Origin of the sequence: Gracilimonas mengyeensis (assembly GCF_900182705.1) — a bacterium.
GTDB classification, from domain to species: Bacteria; Bacteroidota; Rhodothermia; order Balneolales; family Balneolaceae; genus Gracilimonas; species Gracilimonas mengyeensis.
The window spans coordinates 87,364-109,452 of record NZ_FXTP01000003.1 but is presented as its reverse complement, the minus strand read 5'-3'; the positions used below and the strand labels follow the sequence as shown (position 1 = coordinate 109,452).

General features: G+C 44.8%; 11 protein-coding genes. 10 read left to right on the top strand and 1 reads right to left on the bottom strand.

Annotation, left to right across the window (positions count from 1 at the left end; all coding sequences use genetic code 11):
- Positions 1–32: 32 nt before the first annotated feature.
- On the top strand, positions 33–1,559 hold the full coding sequence (locus tag FN815_RS04880; protein WP_142453497.1) for a hypothetical protein: 1,527 nt from the start codon (positions 33–35) through the stop codon (positions 1,557–1,559).
- A 262-nt stretch (positions 1,560–1,821) separates the two neighbouring features.
- On the top strand, positions 1,822–2,841 hold the full coding sequence (locus FN815_RS04875; protein WP_142453496.1) for a LacI family DNA-binding transcriptional regulator: 1,020 nt from the start codon (positions 1,822–1,824) through the stop codon (positions 2,839–2,841).
- 347 nt (positions 2,842–3,188) lie between these two features.
- Here FN815_RS04875 and FN815_RS04870 read toward each other — a convergent pair whose 3' ends face one another.
- On the bottom strand, positions 3,189–4,109 hold the full coding sequence (locus FN815_RS04870; RefSeq protein ID WP_142453495.1) for an AraC family transcriptional regulator: 921 nt from the start codon (positions 4,107–4,109) through the stop codon (positions 3,189–3,191).
- Between the two features lie 261 nt (positions 4,110–4,370).
- Here FN815_RS04870 and FN815_RS04865 point away from each other — a divergent pair, with 261 nt between their 5' ends.
- The 8 genes from FN815_RS04865 to FN815_RS04835 all read left to right on the top strand — a co-directional run bounded on the left by FN815_RS04865 (position 4,371) and on the right by FN815_RS04835 (position 21,897).
- Positions 4,371–6,809: a beta-galactosidase gene (locus tag FN815_RS04865; RefSeq protein ID WP_142453494.1), complete on the top strand. Its 2,439-nt coding sequence runs from the start codon at positions 4,371–4,373 to the stop codon at positions 6,807–6,809.
- A 54-nt stretch (positions 6,810–6,863) separates the two neighbouring features.
- A complete protein-coding gene (locus tag FN815_RS04860) occupies positions 6,864–8,294 on the top strand; it encodes a sugar porter family MFS transporter (RefSeq protein WP_142453493.1) in 1,431 nt (476 codons plus the stop codon).
- Positions 8,295–8,319: 25 nt separating this feature from the next.
- A complete protein-coding gene (locus FN815_RS04855) occupies positions 8,320–11,712 on the top strand; it encodes a DUF5107 domain-containing protein (protein ID WP_142453492.1) in 3,393 nt (1,130 codons plus the stop codon).
- 232 nt (positions 11,713–11,944) lie between these two features.
- Entirely contained in the window at positions 11,945–14,854 is a 2,910-nt protein-coding gene (locus FN815_RS04850) for a sugar-binding domain-containing protein (RefSeq protein ID WP_221930242.1), read from the top strand.
- A 65-nt stretch (positions 14,855–14,919) separates the two neighbouring features.
- Positions 14,920–15,063 carry a hypothetical protein gene (locus tag FN815_RS18835; protein WP_185957169.1) on the top strand — a complete coding sequence of 48 codons (144 nt, stop codon included), beginning with the start codon at positions 14,920–14,922 and terminating at the stop codon, positions 15,061–15,063.
- Between the two features lie 317 nt (positions 15,064–15,380).
- On the top strand, positions 15,381–16,634 hold the full coding sequence (locus FN815_RS04845) for a rhamnogalacturonan acetylesterase (RefSeq protein ID WP_185957168.1): 1,254 nt from the start codon (positions 15,381–15,383) through the stop codon (positions 16,632–16,634).
- A gap of 664 nt (positions 16,635–17,298) precedes the next feature.
- Positions 17,299–20,271, top strand: a complete 2,973-nt coding sequence (locus FN815_RS04840) for a SusC/RagA family TonB-linked outer membrane protein (RefSeq protein ID WP_142453490.1) — start codon at positions 17,299–17,301, stop codon at positions 20,269–20,271.
- A gap of 18 nt (positions 20,272–20,289) precedes the next feature.
- Positions 20,290–21,897 carry a RagB/SusD family nutrient uptake outer membrane protein gene (locus FN815_RS04835; protein ID WP_142453489.1) on the top strand — a complete coding sequence of 536 codons (1,608 nt, stop codon included), beginning with the start codon at positions 20,290–20,292 and terminating at the stop codon, positions 21,895–21,897.
- Positions 21,898–22,089 lie beyond the last annotated feature (192 nt).

Genomic DNA, 22,089 nt, shown 5'->3' with positions numbered 1-22,089 from the left:
AGTTTACACCTGTCACATATGTTGGAGTTACCATGAAAGGAAAAATCAGAACAAGTATCGTATTGTTGGTTGTGTTAATGGGAATGGGCACCAGCCTGACGTCCGCCCAGGTAATCTTTCAGCGGCCATTTGGTGTAGCCATCGATGATTTAGGCTGGAATGAAGGTCGATCGCTGGGCGATGAAGGAGGAGGCTGGCGAGCTGGCGTAAGGCGAGATTTTGATGTGAGAGATTACAAACCCATCGTTGAAGTGGGGCAAGAAGCAGGCGTCAGGTTTATGGGGTTGTTCGTGCTTGGTGAGATGGACCGGCTCAATGTGGTAAGTCAAATTCCAACGATCACAAAAGCCGGGTATGACTTCGACAACTCAAGTAACATAGACGCTTCCCAAATTGAGGTGATGGAGTATGTGAAGAACAATGCCGCCTATCTTGAATTTGGCATCCACGGAGTAGGGCACGAGCACTGGATTGACGGGGTGCGCAAACGTGCTGAATGGTACAACCTGGAGGATAATGAACCCTGGCCGGAAGCGGATAGCCGGGCCCACATAGAAGTGTTTAAGCAGATTATGTCGCAATATGGAATGGGCGAAGAAGCTGGGCATTCGTTCCCCGAAAGTTTTGTGCCTTGTGCATATGGATACTACTGGAATCCGGATGGAGCGTATAGCACCGGTAAACTAATGCACGACAATGGCGTGAAATACGTGAATACAGACTTTACCCACATCCAGGAGCTAAATCCCCCGGCGCAGGCTACCGGTGGATTTGATCATGGGGTGCTTGTTATAGACCGCTTAAACTATGGAAACCCCTGGTACGAGCTGGCTTCTTTACCTTCAGTTCCGATAGACAGTTTCCGCACAGATATCATTGAAACCCATTGGCCCAATTGGCTGGCACAGGATGATTTTCTGCAGGAAGAGGTAAATCAACAATGGATTAACTTTTTCAAAAAAGTACAAGAACACCCGGAGTTCTATTTGGCAAAAAATACGGAGCAGTTTAATTCGCAATGGCTCTATAAGCGATACACGGAGATTGAAGAAAAAGAACCCGGTGTAGTACACATTGATAACCGAAACATGCCATCTGTTGCATATGAAAATGACCTGCTGGGAAATTTGGTGCTCTCCGTTAAGTTGAAGGAAGGTGAACATGTACAGAAAGCAGAAGTAAATGGAAAGAGTATTCCGGCGTACTTCGAAGAGTCAGGCTATGGATTTATGTATTTACCTGAGTTAAGACGCGATACATTCACTCTAACCTACCAGCTTGGAGATAATAAGTCAGGTATATTTGTAGAGAATACAGGTACTTATAATGTGTATGATGTGGAGGAATCCAATAAACAGCTTTTGATTGATTTAAAAGTGTATGGAACCCAGACTATAAAGCTTCACATGCCAAATGCTGATCAAAAAAGAGAGATTAATGCTAAAAACAAACAACTGTTAGTAAAAGATGTTTCAGTAAACAAACAGGGGCAAGTCCTTGAGATAACCCTGGAAGGAAAAGATATACAGGGAAGTCGTGATTGGCTGATTATCAAATAAAAATAGTACAGATCAGCATCAGAGAAGTTTTATGGTGCTGATGGAATTCATGTATTATTACAGATGTTTAAGAAGAATTGAGTACGTAATGTTCTTTTTGGAAAGAAAAGACGACCAACATGAGGTTATTTGATGCAATCTAAAAAAGTTAAAAAAGGAGGTTGTGTATTAACGCTTTTATTCCATCTTTTAGGGGGTTGTTACTTTTGAGGGCGAAAAAGCATTATTTTATCGAAATGAATTTAGAAAAGGAGTGTGAAGATTGAGTTCTAATGTAACACTTAAGCAAATTGCAAAGGAATTGGGACTGTCCGCCATGACGGTTTCCCGGGCTATCAATAACAAAGACAATGTGGATGAGAAAACCAGGGAGAGAGTCCTGGCGAAAGCAAAAAGTATGGGCTATACGCCTAATCACCTGGCCAAGAGTTTGGTATCCCAAAAGACTTATACCATTGGCGTGGTAATTCCAGAAATATCCCACTCCTTTTTCCCCGAAGTAGTTCGCGGGATTGAAGAGGTGACGTATGAAAAAAACTATCAGCTAATTCTAACCCATTCTGCGGAGAAGTTTGAGCGGGAGCAATCCGCCATAGAAACTCTGCGCTCCAAACGGGTGGATGGAATTATGATTTCCTGCTCGCAAACCACCAGAAACAACTCTTTTTATAAGAATCTCACAAATATAGGGGTACCCATAGTATTTTTTGACCGGTGTATTGATGGTATCGGTTTGAGTTGCATCACAGTAAATGATAAAACCGGGGCCAAGCAAATTACCCAGCATCTCATTAATCATGGCTACAAAAAAATTGCCCATCTTAGGGGTCCGCAAGGGGTGTCTATCGGAAAAAAACGATTTGAAGGGTTTAAAGAAGCCTTGAGTGAAGCACACCTTGAACTCGATGAAAAGCTTGTGGCTGACACCGGTTTTCAGGAAGAGGGCGGCTATGAAGCCATGAAAAAGATTTTAGAATTGCCCAAAGAGGAATGGCCCGATGCCGTTATGGCCGTAAATGATCCCGCTGCATTTGGGGCTATTGAAGCCATTAAAGAAGCCGGCCTTAGTATTCCTGATGATATCGCTATCGTGGGCTTTTCGGATGACATTCGGGCTGAACTGTTGCCGGTTCCTTTAACCACGGTACAGCAGCCAGCTTACGAAGTGGGAAAAAAGGCTGCTCAAAAACTTATCCGGCTGGTAGAAGACGACGAAGAGAAGCACGAAAATATCGAAGTGCTCACAGAATTAATGATTCGTTCCAGTTGTGGATGTAAGTAAGGTTGGGCAACAGCATTAAAGAAATGACAGAATCTGTGACCGGCAGACCGGGCGTTGGATGCATTTTTGAATACCACTCTTATCACATAAAATACACCGTCTTTGCGAGGAGATTAAGATGCCTAAGGTACATTTGGGTTGCGTAACGACGCGGCAATCTCTCTAAAACTGTTTGGGATCTTCATCAACGAAGCGTTGGGAAAGGAGTTGCCTTGATCAAACCCCTATTGCTCGGGGCCGCGTCGATAAGCAGAAAGCTTGAGTATAAGCAAGTTTTCTCCTCGCGATGACCAGCCTGTTTTTGTGTCATTCTTATCTCAAACTCACATTAATTAAAACTGCAATTTCTAAAGCTTGTTTCGATACTGAGAGGGCGAGACTTCCATCATTTTTTTAAAAAGTCGGGAAAAATAATAGGGGTCGTTAAAACCGAGCTCAAAACTGATTTCTTTGATGCTCATATCGGTAAAGCTCAGGTATCTGCAGGCTTTCTGAATTTTGAGGTGGTTGAAATAATTGATGGGTGAATAGCCCGTAGCCTCCTTGAATAATGAATAAAGATAGGAGGCTGAATAATTAAGGTGATGGGCCAACTCTTCAATGGTGATGGATTGATCGATATGTTCTTGCATGTACTGAATGGCCGAGTCTACTATATCGGTCCCATTATTTTGATGTCTTATTTCCGAATAGAAATCGTGATAGACAAAGGAGGCCAGTAATTGCCACAAAGTTAGGTTCACGTATTCAATAATTTCCGTGCTATAGCCACTTTCAAGTAGGGAAATCAACCCATTAAAATAGTCAATCCGGCGTTCTTCAAAGGGAAGTTTGATTACTTTCGGTAAAGAATCACCCGTTCTTGTTTCTCCTCTTTGGCAGTGTTTTTTGTAGAAACTTTTTGCGGTATTTCCTGAAAAATGGACCCAATAAATACTCCAGGGGTTCTTCTTGTCGGCTCCATAGGCATGTGCGATTTCAGCAGGGATAATAAAATATGAGTGAGGGATCATGTTGTACTGCTGAGAGTTTATCTCAATCCAGCCATTTCCTTCCGTACAATAAATTAAAATATATTCGTCTGTGCCCTCTTCTCGTTTTCTGAAGTGATTTTTGGCATTTGGATAATAGCCAATATCAGTGAGGTACAGGTTATTGAGGAAGGGGTCATTTTCAATAGCTCTTCTGATGTTTTGGGGAATTACGACCATCTGCTGGCCTAAAAATCCTTCCCGTTTTTTATCTGGGTTAATAGTAGAATTATCCATTGCTATAGAACTATTGTCCATTTACTTCTTTTAGAGTGAATTATACGTTCATTATATACTTTGGAAAATCATAGTTTACTATAAACATTCGTTGGAGTATCTGCAATTCAGGGAAGTAAGTAAAGGGCTGGTGATTTGGAGAACCGGTTTTGACTGCGCCAATACTTTCTTTGATATTTTAGGGATTGTCTATGACGGGAATATCTTAAAGTGCCCTCAGCAATGAATCAATATCCGGGAAGTGACTAACCTTCTATTCTTATGAAAACATGTAACTACACTCTTTTTCTCCTGATTTTTGCCCTGTCCTGTAACATAACTGTGGGGCAAGAGAGGCAGACTTATGAAATCGATCTAAGAAATGCAGAACAGGAAATTGTAGAGGGGCATCTGGATTTGGGGGAAAGCAATCCACAGGAAGACAGCATATCCGTTAACAATTACTATTTGGAGTACAATCAACAACCTTTTTATCCCATCGTGGGCGAATTTCACTATTCCCGCTATCCCGAAAAGTATTGGGAAGAATCTATTTTAAAGATGAAAGCCGGTGGTGTCAATGTGATAGCCACCTACGTGTTTTGGAATATGCACGAGCGGGAAGAAGGTGAGTTTGACTGGAAGGGACAGCTTAATCTTCGCCGGTTCATAGAACTGGTGGAAAAACATGATATGAAAGCGATTGTCCGCCTGGGCCCCTTTTGCCATGGCGAGGTTCGCAACGGCGGGATTCCGGATTGGCTGTATGGGCGGCCTTTTGAAATCAGGTCCAACGATCCGGGATATCTCAACTATGTAGAACGATTATATGGCCAGATTGCCCGGCAGATTGAAGGGAAACTTTTTAAGGATGGGGGCCCGATTATTGGCGTACAGCTCGAAAATGAATTTCAGCATTCCGCAGCGAAGTGGTGGCTACATTACCCGGGGAGTCCATTAGAATATACTGCTTCTCATGAGGATTCCGAGGTGATACACGATGGGGTGAGCGTGAGCGACGTGGAGAATGAAAATGCTCAGTACGGTAGCGATCATATGGAAAACCTCAAAACGATCGCCCAAAATGCCGGCATTGATGTACCGCTTTATACCGCCACCGGGTGGGGCAATGCCGCCATCGTAAAAAAAGGAAGTATTCCGGTGACCGCAGCCTACGCCTATCCAACCTGGGCTTCCAAGGGGCTATCTCCCTTTTATCTATACAAGGATATGCACAAGAACCCGGATTATGCTCCGGTAAGTTTTGATCCTGAAATGTATCCATCACTGCCTGCTGAACTGGGAACAGGCATCATGGTTACCTACTCCAGGCGTCCAACCGTGAATCCCAAGAGTGTGGAGCCCATGATGGTACGTACCATTGGCGGCGGATCAAACGGCATTGGATACTATATGTATCATGGCGGCTCCACCCCGGTCTTTGACGGACAATTTTATAATGAGGAAGTGGGTGGGTATAACAAAATATCCTACGATTTCCAGGCTCCTATAGGGGAATTCGGGAAGATGAGATATCACTATCACAGCCTGAAGCTGTTGCATTATTTCCTCGAAAGCTACGGACATCAGCTGGCGCCTATGGAAACGGTATTGCCTGAGACCAATGAACAGATCACTCCCGATGATATTAATACCCTTCGGTACGCCGTGCGATCCGATGGCAATTCCGGCTTTGTGTTCATGCATAACTTCCAGGATGATTTAGAGACGAAGGATCTTGAAGATCTCAGACTCAACCTGCAGACGGAATCAGGTGAGATTACGATACCTTCCACAGGAACCTTTAGCCTTCTGAAAGAAAACAGTGCAATCCTTCCCTTTAATCTGAATCTGGATGGAGTGGAGATCTGGTACGCAACCGTGCAGCCGATGACCATCCTGAACCGTGGCAATCAAAAGCATTTTATCTTTTTCTCAAATGAGGGCATACGTCCAGAATTTGTTTTAGAAAATGCAGATCCATCAGCAGTTGAAGTGGTGAATGCAGTGGTTGAGACCAATGAGGGTTTGGTCAAAGTGTCTGGAGGATCAGGAGAGACATTTTCCTTTCGCATCGATGAAAAAAATTTCTTGGTGGTTCCGAAATCCATGGCGCTGAAAGCATGGAAAAGTGATAAGAACCAAATGATATTTACCGATGCCGGGATTCTGCAAACACAGGATAATTTCGAAATAATAACACAGAATGGCAGTGCCGCGGTAGAATTACATTTTTATCCAAAGCTGGCTAAACCCCCCAGGTTGTCCGGGGCCCAAATTAGTGCCAGGTCTTCTACTGACAGCCACTTTTCAAGCTATCAGGTTACTTTCAAAAAAGTAAAACCACCGTTCCAGGTTGATTCCGTTTCTGAGCAGCGATATATCATTAAGTCTGCGGGCTCCTTTGAAGGCTTGAATGATGTAATCATGAAAGTGAATTATACCGGCGACCGTGCCATGGCTTTCATAGATGGAAAGCTGGTTGGCGACCATTTTTATTACGGAGAACCCTGGGAGGTAGGAATGAGAAAGTTCGGGGAGAACATGCAGGATGAGGATATGCTTCTGCTTTTCCACGCTATGCGCAGCGATGCCGAGTACCTGCAGGATTTTGACGAATCGAAAATCCCTTCATTTTCAGAGGACAATTCTTATCTGCAGATTGACGGTATCGAGTTTATACCCGAGTACAAAGCGCTGATGGTTATTCAGCACAATTAAATTCTGAAGACATTAAAAGAGCAGGAACCGGAAAACGATAATTCTTTCAACAATATGAATGCACCAAACAATCTTTCCGATGATAATAGCTACCCATTGAGGTTTTCCTATCTCATCCTGATTTCTTCGGTAGCTGCTTTGGGCGGATTTTTGTTTGGGTACGACTGGGTGGTTATAGGCGGGGCAAAACCTTTCTATGAAGCCTATTTTAATCTCACTTCCTCTTTTGAAATCGGATGGGCCATGAGCAATGCCCTGGTGGGTTGCTTGATCGGTGCCGCATTATCGGGATATATAACGGATAGGTTCGGACGTAAGAAAATGCTGGTACTCGCCGGACTGTTGTTCACCGTTTCTGCCGTGGGAACATCGCTATCAGAAAGCTTCACCTGTTTTGTGTGGGCCCGGATTCTGGGTGGCGTTGGTATTGGGCTGGCATCCAATGTATCGCCAATGTACATCGCGGAAATAGCCCCCGCCAAACACCGGGGCAGTTTGGTTTCTATCAATCAGCTAACCATTGTAATCGGAATTCTGGCTGCCCAAATCACCAATTGGTTGGTGGCCGATTCCATGCCCGCAGATGTGACCACGGAATACATTCTGAATTCCTGGAATGGTCAATTCGGCTGGCGCTGGATGTTTGGCGCAGAAGCCATCCCTGCCGCACTCTTTTTTGTGTTGGCTTGGTTCATCCCGGAAAGTCCCCGCTGGCTGATAAAGCAAGACCTGGATAATGAAGCAAAAGGTGTTTTAGAAAAAATAGGGGGCTTTGACTATGCTTCAGACCAACTACAGTCTATTAAGAATACCCTGAAGAATGAAGCGGACAAGGTGCACATTAGTGAACTTTGGAAGCCATCGCTTCTGCCCATTCTTGCCATCGGGATCGGGCTGGCCGTATTTCAGCAGTGGTGCGGCATCAACGTGATTTTCAATTATGCCGATGAAGTGTTTACCAGTGCCGGCTATTCAATATCTGAAATGTTGTTCAACATTGTTCTGACCGGCTCAGCGAATTTAATATTTACCCTGGTTGCCATGAAAACCGTGGATAATTGGGGGCGGAAAAAACTTATGCTCATCGGTGCCGGCGGACTTTCGGTGATATACCTGTTATTGGCATTCTTCTACTACACGCAAATGGTTGGTGTCCACATGCTGATCCTGGTGGTGGCAGCCATTGCTTTTTATGCCATGTCACTGGCGCCGGTAACCTGGGTCATTATTTCAGAAATATTTCCCAATCGCATACGCGGGGCGGCCATGTCGGTGTCGGTGTTTGCCTTGTGGGCGGCTTCCCTGGTATTGACCTATACCTTTCCACTCTTAAATGAAGGACTCGGTGAAGGTTCCAAAGGAACGGCCCTGACTTTTGGGCTTTATGCCATCATATGCATTGTTGGGTTTGTGTTAATTCGCCAAAGATTGCCTGAAACCAAAGGGAAATCTCTCGAAGAGCTTGAAAAAGAGCTTGTGAAATAATGGTATCAATAAAAATAGATTTGTGATGGACGATCATAATCCGGTTCGTATTTGGAAAGAAACAATTACCATCCCAACCTATCCGGCGGGTAAGCCGGATAAGAATCCCATGTTTTTTCAGAAGAGGGTATACCAGGGCAGCAGCGGGGTGGTGTATCCAAATCCGATTATCGAGAAGATTCACGATGAAAAAGTAGAAAAAACCTACACCGGACTGTTCCTGGAAAACAAGTACATCAAAATACTGATTCTGCCGGAACTCGGAGGCCGGGTTCAAATGGCCTATGATAAAATCAAGGAACGACATTTTGTGTATCATAACCAGGTCATAAAGCCGGCGCTGGTCGGTTTGCTGGGGCCCTGGATTTCGGGAGGGATTGAGTTTAACTGGCCGCAACATCACCGTCCCAGTACCTTTCAGCCGATAGATTATAAGATTGATGAAAACGAGGACGGTTCGGTAACGGCATGGACCAATGAAATTGAATTGATGTTCCATACAAAGGGAATGGCTGGTTTTACCATCTACCCGGATAAAGCCTACCTGGAAATCAATGTGCAACTCTACAATCGTACCGCTCTTCCCCAAACATTTCTGTGGTGGGCAAATCCTGCGGTAAGTGTAGATGAACACTACCAATCGGTTTTCCCGCCGGATGTAAATGCGGTATTCGATCACGGTAAGCGCGATGTAGCTTCCTTTCCCATAGCCAAAGACACGTACTATAAAGTAGATTATTCGCCGGGTACCGATATTTCAAGATACAAGAATCTGCCTGTACCCACTTCCTACATGGCCATTCAATCCGACTACGATTTTGTAGGGGGCTATGAATACAATACGGAAGGCGGATTGCTGCATGTAGCCAATCATCATGTATCTCCCGGAAAAAAACAATGGACCTGGGGTAATGGCGATTTTGGCAAAGCATGGGACCGGAATTTAACCGATGAGGATGGTCCCTATATTGAACTCATGACCGGGGTCTACACCGATAATCAGCCGGATTTTTCCTGGTTGATGCCCTACGAAGAGAAGTCCTTTTCACAATATTTTATGCCCTATCAGAAGGTTGGGGTGGTAAAAAATGCGACAAAGGATATTATATTAAGTATTGAACCGGTTGATGAGCACAAAGCGGACCTAAAGATTTATGCCACCTCAGAGCAGGCCTGTGTTCAGGTCAAATTGTTTGTAGAGGAGGAGTTGGTATTTGAAGACCAGTCAGACCTCTCACCGGAATCGGTGTATGAGAAAAGCATTTCATTAGATCAGCATATCACCGAGGAGAATTATGTACTGATCATTGAGGATAGCGAGGGGTTCGAGCTTATCAGGTATGAACCATCCAAAAACCAGGAAGAAGAGTTTCCGGAACCGGCAAAACCTGCAAAGCAGCCGGAAGAAATTGAGAGTACCGAACAACTGTATTTGACGGGCCTGCACCTGGAGCAATATCGCCATGCCACTTACCGGCCGGAACCCTATTATAAGGAAGCCCTGAAAAGGGATCCCAAAGATATCAGGAATAACAATGCCCTTGGAAAATGGTACTTGCGTCATGGGCGGTTTGAGGAAGGCGAAGCCTATTTCAGAACAGCCATTGAAAGCCTGACAGAACGAAACCCCAATCCCTACAACGGAGAGCCTTATTACAATCTGGGCCTTTGTCTGAAATACCAGGGAAAATTAGAAGAAGCCTATGCCGCTTTCTATAAATCTGCCTGGAACAGCGCCTGGCAGGACAAGGCCTACTTTTCTTTGTCTGAAATTAATACGGTACGGGGAGAGTTTGAGCAAGCCCTTGAGCAAATCAACTGGTCGCTGGACCGGAATGCGAGAAATAGCAAAGGCTGGTCGCTGAAAGCCGCTATTCTTCGAAAAAAGGAATCATATAAAGCAGCCCTGGTAAATACAGAAACGGTCCTTGGGCGCGACCCATTTAATCTCAGCGCTTATTATGAACAGCATCTGATTTACAATCAATTAGGTGAAAAAGGTAAGGCGGATGGTGCCTTGAACAAGTTCTTGGGTCTGTCACGTAAGTCCGTTCAGAATTTGATTGCCTATGCGCTTGATTATGCCTCAGCCGGACTATTTGATGAAGCTATACAGTTGCTTTCGCATGCCATTGATGGCAACGAGGAAGAATGCTATCCGATGGTACTGTACTACCTGGGATGGTTTCATGCCAAAAAGGGTGATGAAAAATCTGCTCTTAAGTTCTACCAAAAGGCTGCCACTGCCCCTCCCGATTACTGCTTCCCCAACCGGCTGCAGGCGATTCCTGTATTACGCGAAGCCATGGAGTATAACAACGAAGATTCCATGGCACCCTATTACCTGGGATGTCTTTTTTACGATAGACGGCAGGATGAACTCGCGATCCGCTATTGGGAGAACTCCAAAGAAATAAACAGCGATTTTCCTACGGTACACCGCAACCTTGGGATTGCTTACTTCAATAAGCTACAGAAACCTGAAAAAGCCATTCAAAGTTTTGAGAAAGCTTTCTTTCTGGACACTTACGATGCCCGAATACTGATGGAGCTGGACCAGTTGTACAAACGGACTAACAAAGATCCGCGGCAGCGCCTGCAGTTTTTAGAAAAGCACATGGATTTGGTTGAGTTTCGCGATGATTTGTATCTCGAACGAGCTGCCTTGTATAACTTCCTTGGTGAATATGGCAAAGCCTATGATCTCATCATGGACCGCAAGTTCCATCCCTGGGAAGGCGGCGAAGGGAGAGTGTCCGGACAATACGTGTACAGCCTGACCGAACTGGCGAAAGAAGATATTCAATCAGGTTCATATCAACAGGCTATAGAGAAATTGGAGAAAGCCAGGGTGTACCCGGAAAACCTTGGCGAGGGCAAACTCTACGGCACGCGTGAAAACGATATTTTCTATTGGCTGGGCGTGGCTTATGACGGGTTGAAAGAGTCAGGCGAAGCCAACAAATGGTGGAGAAAAGCTACGGAAGGAGATTATGAGCCGGAGCCGGCCATTTTTTATAACGACCAACCTGCAGATAAAATCTTATACCAGGCATTGGCTTTTCAACAGCTTGGAGAGTCTGACAAAGCGAGAGCTTTAAACCAGATGCTGATTAAGTACGGGCAGAAACACATGAAAGATGAGGTCAATATTGATTATTTCGCGGTTTCCCTGCCCGACCTGCTCATTTTTGACGGGGATCTCTCATTGAGAAATAAAATCCATTGCACCTATATGATGGCCCTTGGAAACCTCGGGGCTGAAAAGCTTGAAGAGGCGACTTCAAGCTTGCATAACATTTTGGAATGGGATGCCATGCATGTTGGCGCCAAAACACATCTGGGCTTAAGCAATAACCGAAATAATCCTAACCTGAGTTCAAACGTAAATGTGCGAAATAATGCAAACAGCCTATAGGGTCATTCCTGCGAAGGCAGGAATCTTATTGTTGCCAGTAAGTCAACGATTGATACCTGATAAAAAAATAGATTTCGGGCCTTCGCCGCGAAATGACCTCCAGATCTATTGTAAAATCTACTTTTAGTAATAAACATCAGGTTAACACTTGAAATGGCCAATCAAATATTGAGGCCGGGTTCTGGAATCACATTAACATCAAAATAGAAACTTAAAAATTAATCAAATAGTCATGGGGATGAATAGAATGTTGCAACGGTTAACCTGCGTATTGCTGGGAGCCTTTATGTTTCTGGGATGCTCTTCAAATAAGAATCCCAACCAAATTTCACTATCCGGAGAGTGGCAGTTTAAAATCGATTCTCTGGATATTGGAGTGAGTGAAGCATGGTATGCCAAGAATTTTGATGACTCCATTCCATTACCCGGATCTATGATGGAGCATGGCAAGGGGTTTGAACCCACTTTACAAACCCAGTGGACCGGTTCCATTTATGACAGTTCTTTCTATTATGATGGCCGGTATGAAAAATACCGTCAGCCGGGCGATATTAAATTTCCTTTTTGGCTTACACCACCCAAACACTACGTAGGCCCTGCATGGTACAGCCGGGAGATCACCATACCTGAGCAATGGACCAACAAAAAAATGGAGTTGACGCTGGAACGTCCCCACTGGGAAACAACGGTATGGGTGGATGACAACCAGGTCGGGCCTTCGCAGCGGAGTCTTTCCACTCCGCACAAATATGATCTTACGGAACTGTTGAGCCCCGGCACGCACAAGTTGACCATACGGGTAGACAACAGGTTGGACGAAGTGAATGTGGGGCCCGACTCCCACAGCCTCACCGACCACACCCAGGGGAACTGGAATGGTATTGTGGGTGATATGGAATTGGAGGCCAGCCCACTGGTGCACATCGATGACATAAAGCTTTATCCAGACGTGCAAAACCGTTCTGTGAGGGCAGTGGTTAGCATTGGGAATATGACCGGGGAAACGGCTGCCGGTGAACTTCGGCTTTCTGCTCATTCCTTCAATTCAGACCAAACCCATGAAGTGCCTGCTCTTACAGAAGCCTTCCGGGTTGAAGGTGATTCGCTGATTCTGGAAATAAATTACGTGCTCGGAGAAGAGGTCCAACTTTGGGATGAGTTCAACCCGGCTTTGTACAGGATAACTGCTGAGCTGCTAACGGAAGGCATGGAATCTCACCGCCAGCAGGAAGAGTTTGGCATGCGGGAATTTACAGCCGAAGGAACCCGCTTTGCCGTGAATGGTCGGCCGGTATTTCTTCGGGGAACACTGGATTGTGCCGGCTTTCCGCTTACCGGGTATCCGCCGACGGATATCCCCGAGTGGGAACGGATATTTAAGACGGTCAAAGAGCATGGCCTCAACCACGTACGCTATCATTCCTGGTGTCCTCCGGAGGCTGCATTTAAAGCTGCGGACCGGGTGGGCATATACCTTCAGCCCGAGGCGGCAAGCTGGCCTAATCATGGCGTAACGGTGGGAGATGGTCAGCCTGTAGATGATTACCTGATGGAAGAGACCAGTCAAATTCTGGATGAGTACGGTAATTATGCCTCCTTTGTGATGATGGCATCAGGGAATGAACCCGGTGGTCGGAATCAGGTTGAGTATCTAAATAATTACGTCAACCATTGGCAGGAAGAAGATCCGCGCAGGTTATATACCGGCGCTTCCATCGGGATGAGCTGGCCGGTGGTGCCGGAAAGTGATTTCCTGGTGCGCTCGGGGCCCAGAGGTCTAAAGTGGAAACATGGTACGCCGGGTACCATGTTCGATCATTATGAGAGCATCAAGGATACCGATATGCCTTATGTGGCTCATGAAAACGGACAGTACAATGTATTTCCTGACTTCAGAGAGATTGAAAAATATACCGGCGTGTACAAAGCGAAAAACTTTGAACTATTCCGTTCTCTCTTGGAAGAAAATGGGATGAAAGGGAAAGGCCATGACTTCATGATGGCCTCCGGCAAACTGCAGTCGATAATGTACAAAGCCGAAATCGAGGCGGCACTCAGAACCCCCGGTTTTGCCGGCTTTCAGCTGCTCGATCTGAATGACTTTCCCGGACAGGGAACGGCATTAATTGGAGTATTAAACGCATTTTGGGAAGAGAAAGGATATATCTCCCCGGAAGAATTTCGCCGGTTTTCGGATGTCACCGTACCACTGGCTCGGATCGAGAAATTTGTGTGGGAAAATAATGAAACCTTCCGTGCCAGCGCCGAAGTATCGCATTTTGGCCCCGAACCACTTGAAGACATTGAAGCCAGGTGGATGATTAAAAATACTGATGGAAAAGAAGTGGCATCAGGCAATTTCGATACTAGAATGATACCGCTGGATAACACGATTCCACTGGGTGCTTTGGAGTTGAACCTTTCGGAATTTGAACAGGCTCAACGATTAAATCTGGAAATTGAGGTCGCAGATCATGCCAACGATTGGGATTTCTGGGTCTTTCCTTCTGTATCACCGGAACCGGAGATGGCTGAAATACACGTAGCCGACAGCCTGGATGCCCGGGCCATCCGTATTTTGGAGGATGGAGGAAAAGTATTCATCGATGCAGCCGGTAAGGTGCAATACGGCAAGGATGTGATCCAATATTTTCGTCCCGTTTTTTGGAATACTTCCTGGTTTCAGATGAATCCTCCGCACACATTGGGAATTTTACTAAATCCGGAGCATCCGGCATTCGAGGATTTTCCGACGCAGTATCACAGCAATTATCAATGGTTTGACCTGCTGGACCGGCAACAGGTCATGTGGCTGGAAGGTTTTCCGGATGAGTTTGAGCCTTTGGTACAGCCTATCGACACCTATCACCTGAACCGGAAATTAGGCCTGATTGTGGAAGCTAAAGTAGGCAACGGCAAACTGCTGATGAGCAGCACCGATCTGACCAACCGCCTGGATGAACGTCCTGCAGCGCGGCAGTTACGCCAGAGTCTGTTTAAATACATGAGCTCGGATAAGTTTGAGCCTCCATATGCTGTTGAGATGTCTGTGATTCAGGATATCTTTAGAAAACAGTCGGAACGGATAAATTTTTATACCAATGAAAGTACTGACGATCTGATGCCTGAAAACCAGGATTAATCATGTATCAGCCAACACAGGCTTCATAATGAGATTGAGTTGGCAGAATAAAACAAGCCAGGACAGTGTCCCTCTTTGGAGAGGGCATGCGGAATGAGCGTGCTCATGAAGCGAGGGAGAGGGAAGCCAAGGCTTCTGACGGTGCAGCAACACAAGAAATAGCCAATGGCACTACCCTCTCTGGTTTTTTAGCAGCACAAGGCCGCTAAAAAACCGGTCTCTCCAAAGAGACACAAGGTATGAGACGATTGGAAACTATGAGTTGCAAATTTTGCAACGTTAAGGATGCTTTTGGTTCATAAACCTAATCAAGCAAATAGTTTAAACTGTTTAATTGTAGTATTTTTGTTGTTTGAAGAAAGACTTTCCATCGTATCAATGGTGTGCTCAGGGTTTGGGCACTCAAGCTTAAAGGAAATAAAATGGATGATGATTTATGACGGTATGTAAAAGAATAATGCTGGCATCTATTTGGGTCTTTCTTATATCCCAATCCTTAGCTTTTTCCCAGGTTTCGGAGCTTCCCATGAAGTTCGACTTTGGCACAGGTGAGGTAGCGGAGGGCTATACCAAAGTAACATCTACTACCGGATACAGCGAAGAGCAGGGCTATGGCTTCGATTATGAATCTGAAGTACTATCTGTTAATCGTGGCGGGAGAGATGCTCTGCGTAGTGATTTTATCACCAGCTACGCTCCCTTTTTCTTTTCGGTGAAAGTGCCGGAAGGGAACTACCGTGTTACCGTTACCTTTGGCGATCAGCAGGGCACTTCGCGAACCACAGTCAAAGCCGAAAGTCGTCGTCTAATGGCCAAGCAAATTGACACCAATACAGACGCTTTCATTACAAAATCCTTCCTGGTAAATGTCTATCATCCTGAAATAGAAGGCGGCGGAAAGGTTCAGCTAAAAGACCGGGAGCTGGACAAGCTGGATTGGGATCACAAGCTCACCCTGGAATTCAGTAATCATAGCCCTAAAATAACTTCCATTGAAATTGAGCGCGCAGAGCAGGCCACTACGGTATATTTGGCAGGCAATTCTACCGTTACCAACCAGCAAAATGAACCATGGGCTAGCTGGGGACAAATGCTGCCGGTGTTCTTTAAGCCTGATCGGGTGGCCATCTCTAACCAGGGTTCATCCGGTCTGACACTGAAAGAATTTCAATCTTCCAACCGCCTGAAAAATGTCTTAAGCCACATGAAAGAAGGCGACTACCTGTTTATACAGTTTGCTCATAATGATCAGAAAGAGGGCTGGACTCATGTTGAACCCTTTAAGGGATATCAGGATCAACTTAGAATTTTTATCAATGAAGCCCGAAAATGGGGCGCAACACCCGTGCTTGTCACTTCTATGCACCGTCGCCGATTTGATGAGCAGGGACAAGTTGTTAATACGCTGGGAGATTATCCGGAAGCCATGCGGCAGCTGGCCCAGGAAGAAGAGCTGGCTTTAATCGATTTGCACACGATGAGCGAAGTGATGTATGAGGCTTTGGGCGTGGAGGGCACCCGGGATTTATTTGTCCACTATTCGGCGGGCACTTTTCCGGGACAGGTTAATGCATTAAATGATAATACCCACTTCAGCAACTACGGGGCGTATCAGCTCTCCAAATGCATAGTAGAAGGAATCAAGACTCAGCTTCCTGAATTGGCAGAAGAGCTGGTAGATAGCCTGCCTGATTTTAATCCTGCTATACCCGATTCTATTACACAGTTTGATATTCCGAGAACGCCGATTTTTGATAACCGAAAGCCCCGTGGAAATTGAACGGGGATACACGCGCTAATCAACCCTTACTGCCTCGGTGATGAGATTATAAATCATTGACAAGATTATAAACATGTATAGAGTCTGTGATAACGAAGGATTTTCCCTGTTTTGTCTCTTATATATCTATTTCGTTCAGGTAAAAATATTCCGAAGTATGGAAAAGACTCTATTGATGTTTATGAGTATGGTGCTATAGCCTCATAAGCTTCTTAGCAATTGTTGCATGTTAGTGTAAGGGAGAGGATATAACTTTTACATAAATTGGTTATCAACGTTTTTTCGTTTACAAAAAATGTAGTGCCCTGCCTGACAACAGCTTAACGCACTTCAATTTTTGAACAAACTTGCACCATAGTATCCATTTACTCACAGAAATTGAGATGAGAAGCAGAGAGATTGACAAAATTAATTAATCCATTAAGTTGAGTATATGTTCTAACTCTTATCTTAATAACTATTTAATCTTGCGGTAGAAGCGCTTCCCTTTTTTAAAATAATTGTTTGACTCTTCATTTTGCTCACATATATTTAAAGAAATGTTATCGATAACATTGTGGTTTTCGGATAGAAAAGCGCTTGTTGTTGGAATTTTAAACGGAAAATAAAGGCATTTAAAGTTAACCTTATCAATTATTAAATGTCTTATAACGAGGAGCAAAATATGATACAAAAGTTACTTTATAAGTTTTTGTGTACATCTGTACTGATGCTACTCCTGGTAGGAATGGCAAATGCACAAACTCAAGTGTCAGGTACAGTAACGGAAGCTGATACGGAAGAACCATTACCCGGGGTGAATATATTTGTTAAGGGTACCACCAGTGTGGGAACTACAACAGATATTGAGGGATTTTTTGAATTAACGGTCCCTTCACTCCAAGACACACTAGTATTCTCTTTTCTTGGTTTTGAACGGCAGGAAATACCTATTAATGGCCGGGAGCTAATCAATGTGGTTTTATCTCCCCAAACACTTTCGGGAGAAGAGCTGGTAGTGATTGGGTACGGTACCCAGAAGCGCTCGGATGTTACCGGTGCGGTTTCTTCAGTGCCCAAAGGTCGTTTAGAAAACTTGCCTGTTACCAACGTAACCCAGGCGATACAGGGCACCACGGCAGGCCTAAACATTACAACAAGGTCGTCTGTTCCGGGTGCGGTAGCAGGTGTTCAGGTGAGAGGGCTTAATTCAATTGAAGCCGACAATAGCGCTTTTATCGTTGTAGATGGTACGCCATTCTATGGTAGCCTAAATGATATTAATACCCGGGATATTGAATCTATAGAGGTGCTTAAAGATGCCTCTGCGACGGCCATTTATGGTAATCGTGGTTCAAACGGGGTTGTGCTTATCACTACAAAACAAGGTCAGGCAGGAAAGCCTGAAGTAAGTTATAGTGTGTCCTACGGTTGGGAAGACTTTTCTCATATGTTGGAGCCTATGAGTCCCGATGCCTATGTACAAAAATATGCGGATTACATGGAGCAAAGAGGATTGGAGCAGACAAACATACTGCCTAATACCGCAGAAATTGAAAATTATAATGCCGGTATCACTAATGACTGGATGGATACGGCTACCCGTACCGGTTTGATTGCTGAGCATAATGTAAGTCTTTCTGGTGGTACGGAAAAAGCAAGATATTTCCTTTCTGGTGGCTATTTGGATCAAAAAGGTGTGATTAAGGGATACCAGTATAACCGGCTCAATTTAAGAGCTAAGCTGGACCTGGAAGTAACTGACTGGTTGACAACGGGAGCCAATGCAAATTATGCTAATAATAACTATGACGGTGGACGCGCCAATTTCTTATTTGCCACGGCAATGAGTCCCTATTCAGTGCCAACTGATGAGAATGGCGATTATATCATTTATCCAATGGCGCCGGAACAATTGTTTGTAAATCCTATGCTTGGACTAACCACTGACCGGGTAGATCATGTGCAAAACCTTTCTGGAACGGCCTATGCTATTGTTCAGCCAGGTATTGAAGGCTTGCAGTATAGAATCAACGGTTCTTATTATCGCAATCCGCGATACAATGCCACCTATTCTGGTCGTGCGGCCAATGATAATAACGGTACGGCCTACAAATACAATTCAGAAAGAAACCGTTGGGTACTCGAAAATATTGTTACCTACACCAAGGACATTGATAAGCATCATTTTGACCTTACCGCTTTATATAGTGCAGAGAAGCAAATCTATCAGAATTCCTGGATACGAGGAATCGGCTTTTTTAGTGATGCTTTATCCTATCACCAGGTAGGATCAGCCGATAACATTGAAGGAGACTCTGACAAGAACGAACAGACCTGGCTCTCACAAATGGGTCGGGTGAACTACAACTACGATAGCCGTTATCTGCTTTCAGTAACAGCTCGTAGAGACGGTGCTTCTGTATTTGGTTCGGAAACCACCAAGTATGGGGTATTTCCTTCTGTAGCTTTGGGTTGGAATATTGCCAATGAGAGCTTCATGGAAGATGTGCTTCAGGTGAATGATCTGAAGTTGAGATTCTCTTATGGAACGACCGGTAACCCTGCTATTGATGTATATGGAACTAAAAGTACGGCTGGTACAGTCTTATACCCATTCAGTGGTTCAGCTCAAATTGGTACCTACATAGCTGGTATGGGTAACCCCAACCTGCAGTGGGAATCTACTACTACAGCTAACCTGGGTGTGGACTTTGGATTGTACAGAAACCGGCTTAGAGGTTCTATAGAAGTATATGACAGCAAAACCACGGATCTGATTCTTGCAAGAAATATTCCCAATATTACCGGTTCTGGTAGCATCCTTGATAATATTGGAGAGGTAGGTAATCAGGGTATCGATATCACTTTGAATACCGAGAACCTTAACACGGGGGATTTTAGATGGGAATCTACGATCGTATTCTCTACTTACAAGAATGAGATTTTGAAATTGTATGGTGATAACGAAGACGATATCCCGAACAGATGGTTTATTGGTCAATCTTTAAACGTAGTTTATGACTACCAAAAGTTGGGTATCTGGCAGGAAGATGAAATTGATGCCGGTGAACACTTGAATCATGACCCCAATGCGAGAGCGGGAGATGTAAAGTTTGCCGACTTGAATGGAGACGGACAGATTGATTCTGAAAACGACCGTAAAATCCTGGGCAGTTCTTTGCCAAAATGGACCGGTGGTTTCACCAATACATTCTACTATAAAAACTTTACGCTGAATGTATTTTTAGAAACAGCACAAGGAATACTAAGAAACAATTCCGATGTGTACTACACCGACGAAGTAGGTCGCCGAAATATTCCTGCTGATGTAGGCTATTGGACTCCTGAGAATCAAAGTAATAAATGGCCTTCCTTAGTAGCCTATGAAAACAACAGAGGCTACGGACATCCACAAGATGCCAGTTATTTGCGAATTAAAGATGTTCGCCTGAGCTACAGGGTTCCGCAATCATTGGTGCAAAGGTATAACATCAGAGATCTGACCGTATACTTTGCGGGCCGGAACTTGTACACCTTTACTGATTGGGAAGGATGGGATCCAGAAAGTAATCAGTATTCAAGAGGATCAGGAGATTGGGGCAACAACTACCCGTTGGTACGCACCCTTTCTTTAGGACTGAATATTTCACTATAACACAAAAAATTTATGACTATGAAACACCAACTAAGATATATTACAGCAGTTTCGGTTTTATTTCTTCTGGTCATCTCTTCCTGTAGCGACAGCTTCCTAAACGAAAAGGTTGAAGACCAGTATTCTACCGACATAAACGATCGGGAAAGCCTCCGGGCAACCCTCATACTGATGTATGAGGCAACCAGTAACTTCTATTCTAAATCTGACCAACAGGGATGGCCTGCCCTATGGAACGTGGGGACCGACATAGCCTGGCCTGTTCAGTATCAGGGCGTTGAAATTCCCTTTTTCAGATACAATACCCTTACTCCGGATGTTCACGCAACATGGTGGATGTGGAGATGGGAATACGACATCATTGAAAATGCCAATAATGCGATCAATAACATTGAAAGCAAAGGCATGGCTATTGAGGGCATGACCGAAGAGAGGCTGGCTGCATATAATGCAGAAGCCCGTTTCTTCAGAGCAAAAGCTTACGAAGAACTGGCCACACTATTTGGTCCGGTGCCCATAGTAACGGATCCCATTGCTGAGCCCAAGTTTGATTTCACACGGGCTCCTTTGAGTGAAGTGAATGCACTTATTGAAGAAGACTTACAGTATGCCGTTCAAAATCTTCCCGATTTCGGCCAAACTGAAGACGAGCAAAGAGTAAGTAATGCAGCCGCTAGCCAGTTGTTGGCAAAACATTACCTGCGAGTGGGTAAATATGCGGAAGCTGAAGCACAAGCTGACCGCGTAATTAACAATCCCAACTTCACCTTAGTGAACGCACGTTATGGAGTTAAAGCCGACCAACCTGGCGATCCTTTCTCCGATATGTTTTGGAAAGGAAACATGCGTCACTCCCAAGGTAATAGTGAAGCTATTTGGGTGCTGGAAATGGAAAACCCTTCCGATGTTCGTGGCGGATCAACTGGTGCACCGCAACAGCGACGTGTTTGGGGCGGCTCTTATCACAGCCGCAATGGGTTGATGCCTGCCGATTCTTTGGGGGGCCGTGGTATTGCCCGTTTGCGCCTGAACAACTGGGTATTGTATAATCTATATGATGAAGGGGACATGCGTAACTCCCGATTCAACATTCACCGCCAGCACTGGTACAACGATCCAAGCAGTGAGCTATATGGACAGCCGGTTCCTTATGAAGGTGCGGATACCTTGTTCATCCTGACACCATACACCATGAAATGGAAACATTTCGATCCAAGAGATACTTTTGGATGGGGGATGTGGAAGGATTTTATCCTGATGCGATTGGGAGAAACCTATCTGCTTAAAGCAGAAGCTCAGGTTCAGCAAGGGGATATGGCTGGTGCAGCTGCCTCCATCAACGTGCTGAGAGAAAGAGCGAATGCCCCTCTGGTTACAGCCGCTGAAATGGATCTGGACTTTGTTCTTGATGAACGCGCACGGGAACTTCTTGCCGAAGAAAATCGCCGCATGGAGCTCATGAGAACCGACAAGCTCTTAGATCGTGCTACGGATGCCTACAATTATGGCGCTCCAGAAAATTCAACCATAGAAGGCCTTAGAGATGCTAACAAGTTGTGGCCCATTCCGATTTCTGAAATTCAGCTTAATACCGAAGCGGAATTGACACAAAACCCAGGTTATTAATTACTAACTACAATTAATTTTTCCGCATAGAAAGCCTCCAAGTTGCCTCTGTATATTCGGGATTGGAATTCGGATCGATTTTTGGTCAAGAAGTCGAGAGAATTCCTTCCCGAATACTTGGGGTGCTTTTTTATTTATACTTGGGATTCACACCGAGTGGAGGTAATCTGAAGGCAGAGTGTATTTGCTTAG

Coding starts and splice junctions, on each gene's coding strand:
- FN815_RS04870 (WP_142453495.1), bottom strand. CDS start 4,109: ATGGATAATTCTACTATTAACCCAGATAAAAAACGGGAAGGATTTTTA.
- FN815_RS04865 (WP_142453494.1), top strand. CDS start 4,371: ATGAAAACATGTAACTACACTCTTTTTCTCCTGATTTTTGCCCTGTCC.
- FN815_RS04840 (WP_142453490.1), top strand. CDS start 17,299: ATGATACAAAAGTTACTTTATAAGTTTTTGTGTACATCTGTACTGATG.
- FN815_RS04845 (WP_185957168.1), top strand. CDS start 15,381: ATGAAGTTCGACTTTGGCACAGGTGAGGTAGCGGAGGGCTATACCAAA.
- FN815_RS04855 (WP_142453492.1), top strand. CDS start 8,320: ATGGACGATCATAATCCGGTTCGTATTTGGAAAGAAACAATTACCATC.
- FN815_RS04850 (WP_221930242.1), top strand. CDS start 11,945: ATGGGGATGAATAGAATGTTGCAACGGTTAACCTGCGTATTGCTGGGA.
- FN815_RS04835 (WP_142453489.1), top strand. CDS start 20,290: ATGAAACACCAACTAAGATATATTACAGCAGTTTCGGTTTTATTTCTT.
- FN815_RS04880 (WP_142453497.1), top strand. CDS start 33: ATGAAAGGAAAAATCAGAACAAGTATCGTATTGTTGGTTGTGTTAATG.
- FN815_RS04860 (WP_142453493.1), top strand. CDS start 6,864: ATGAATGCACCAAACAATCTTTCCGATGATAATAGCTACCCATTGAGG.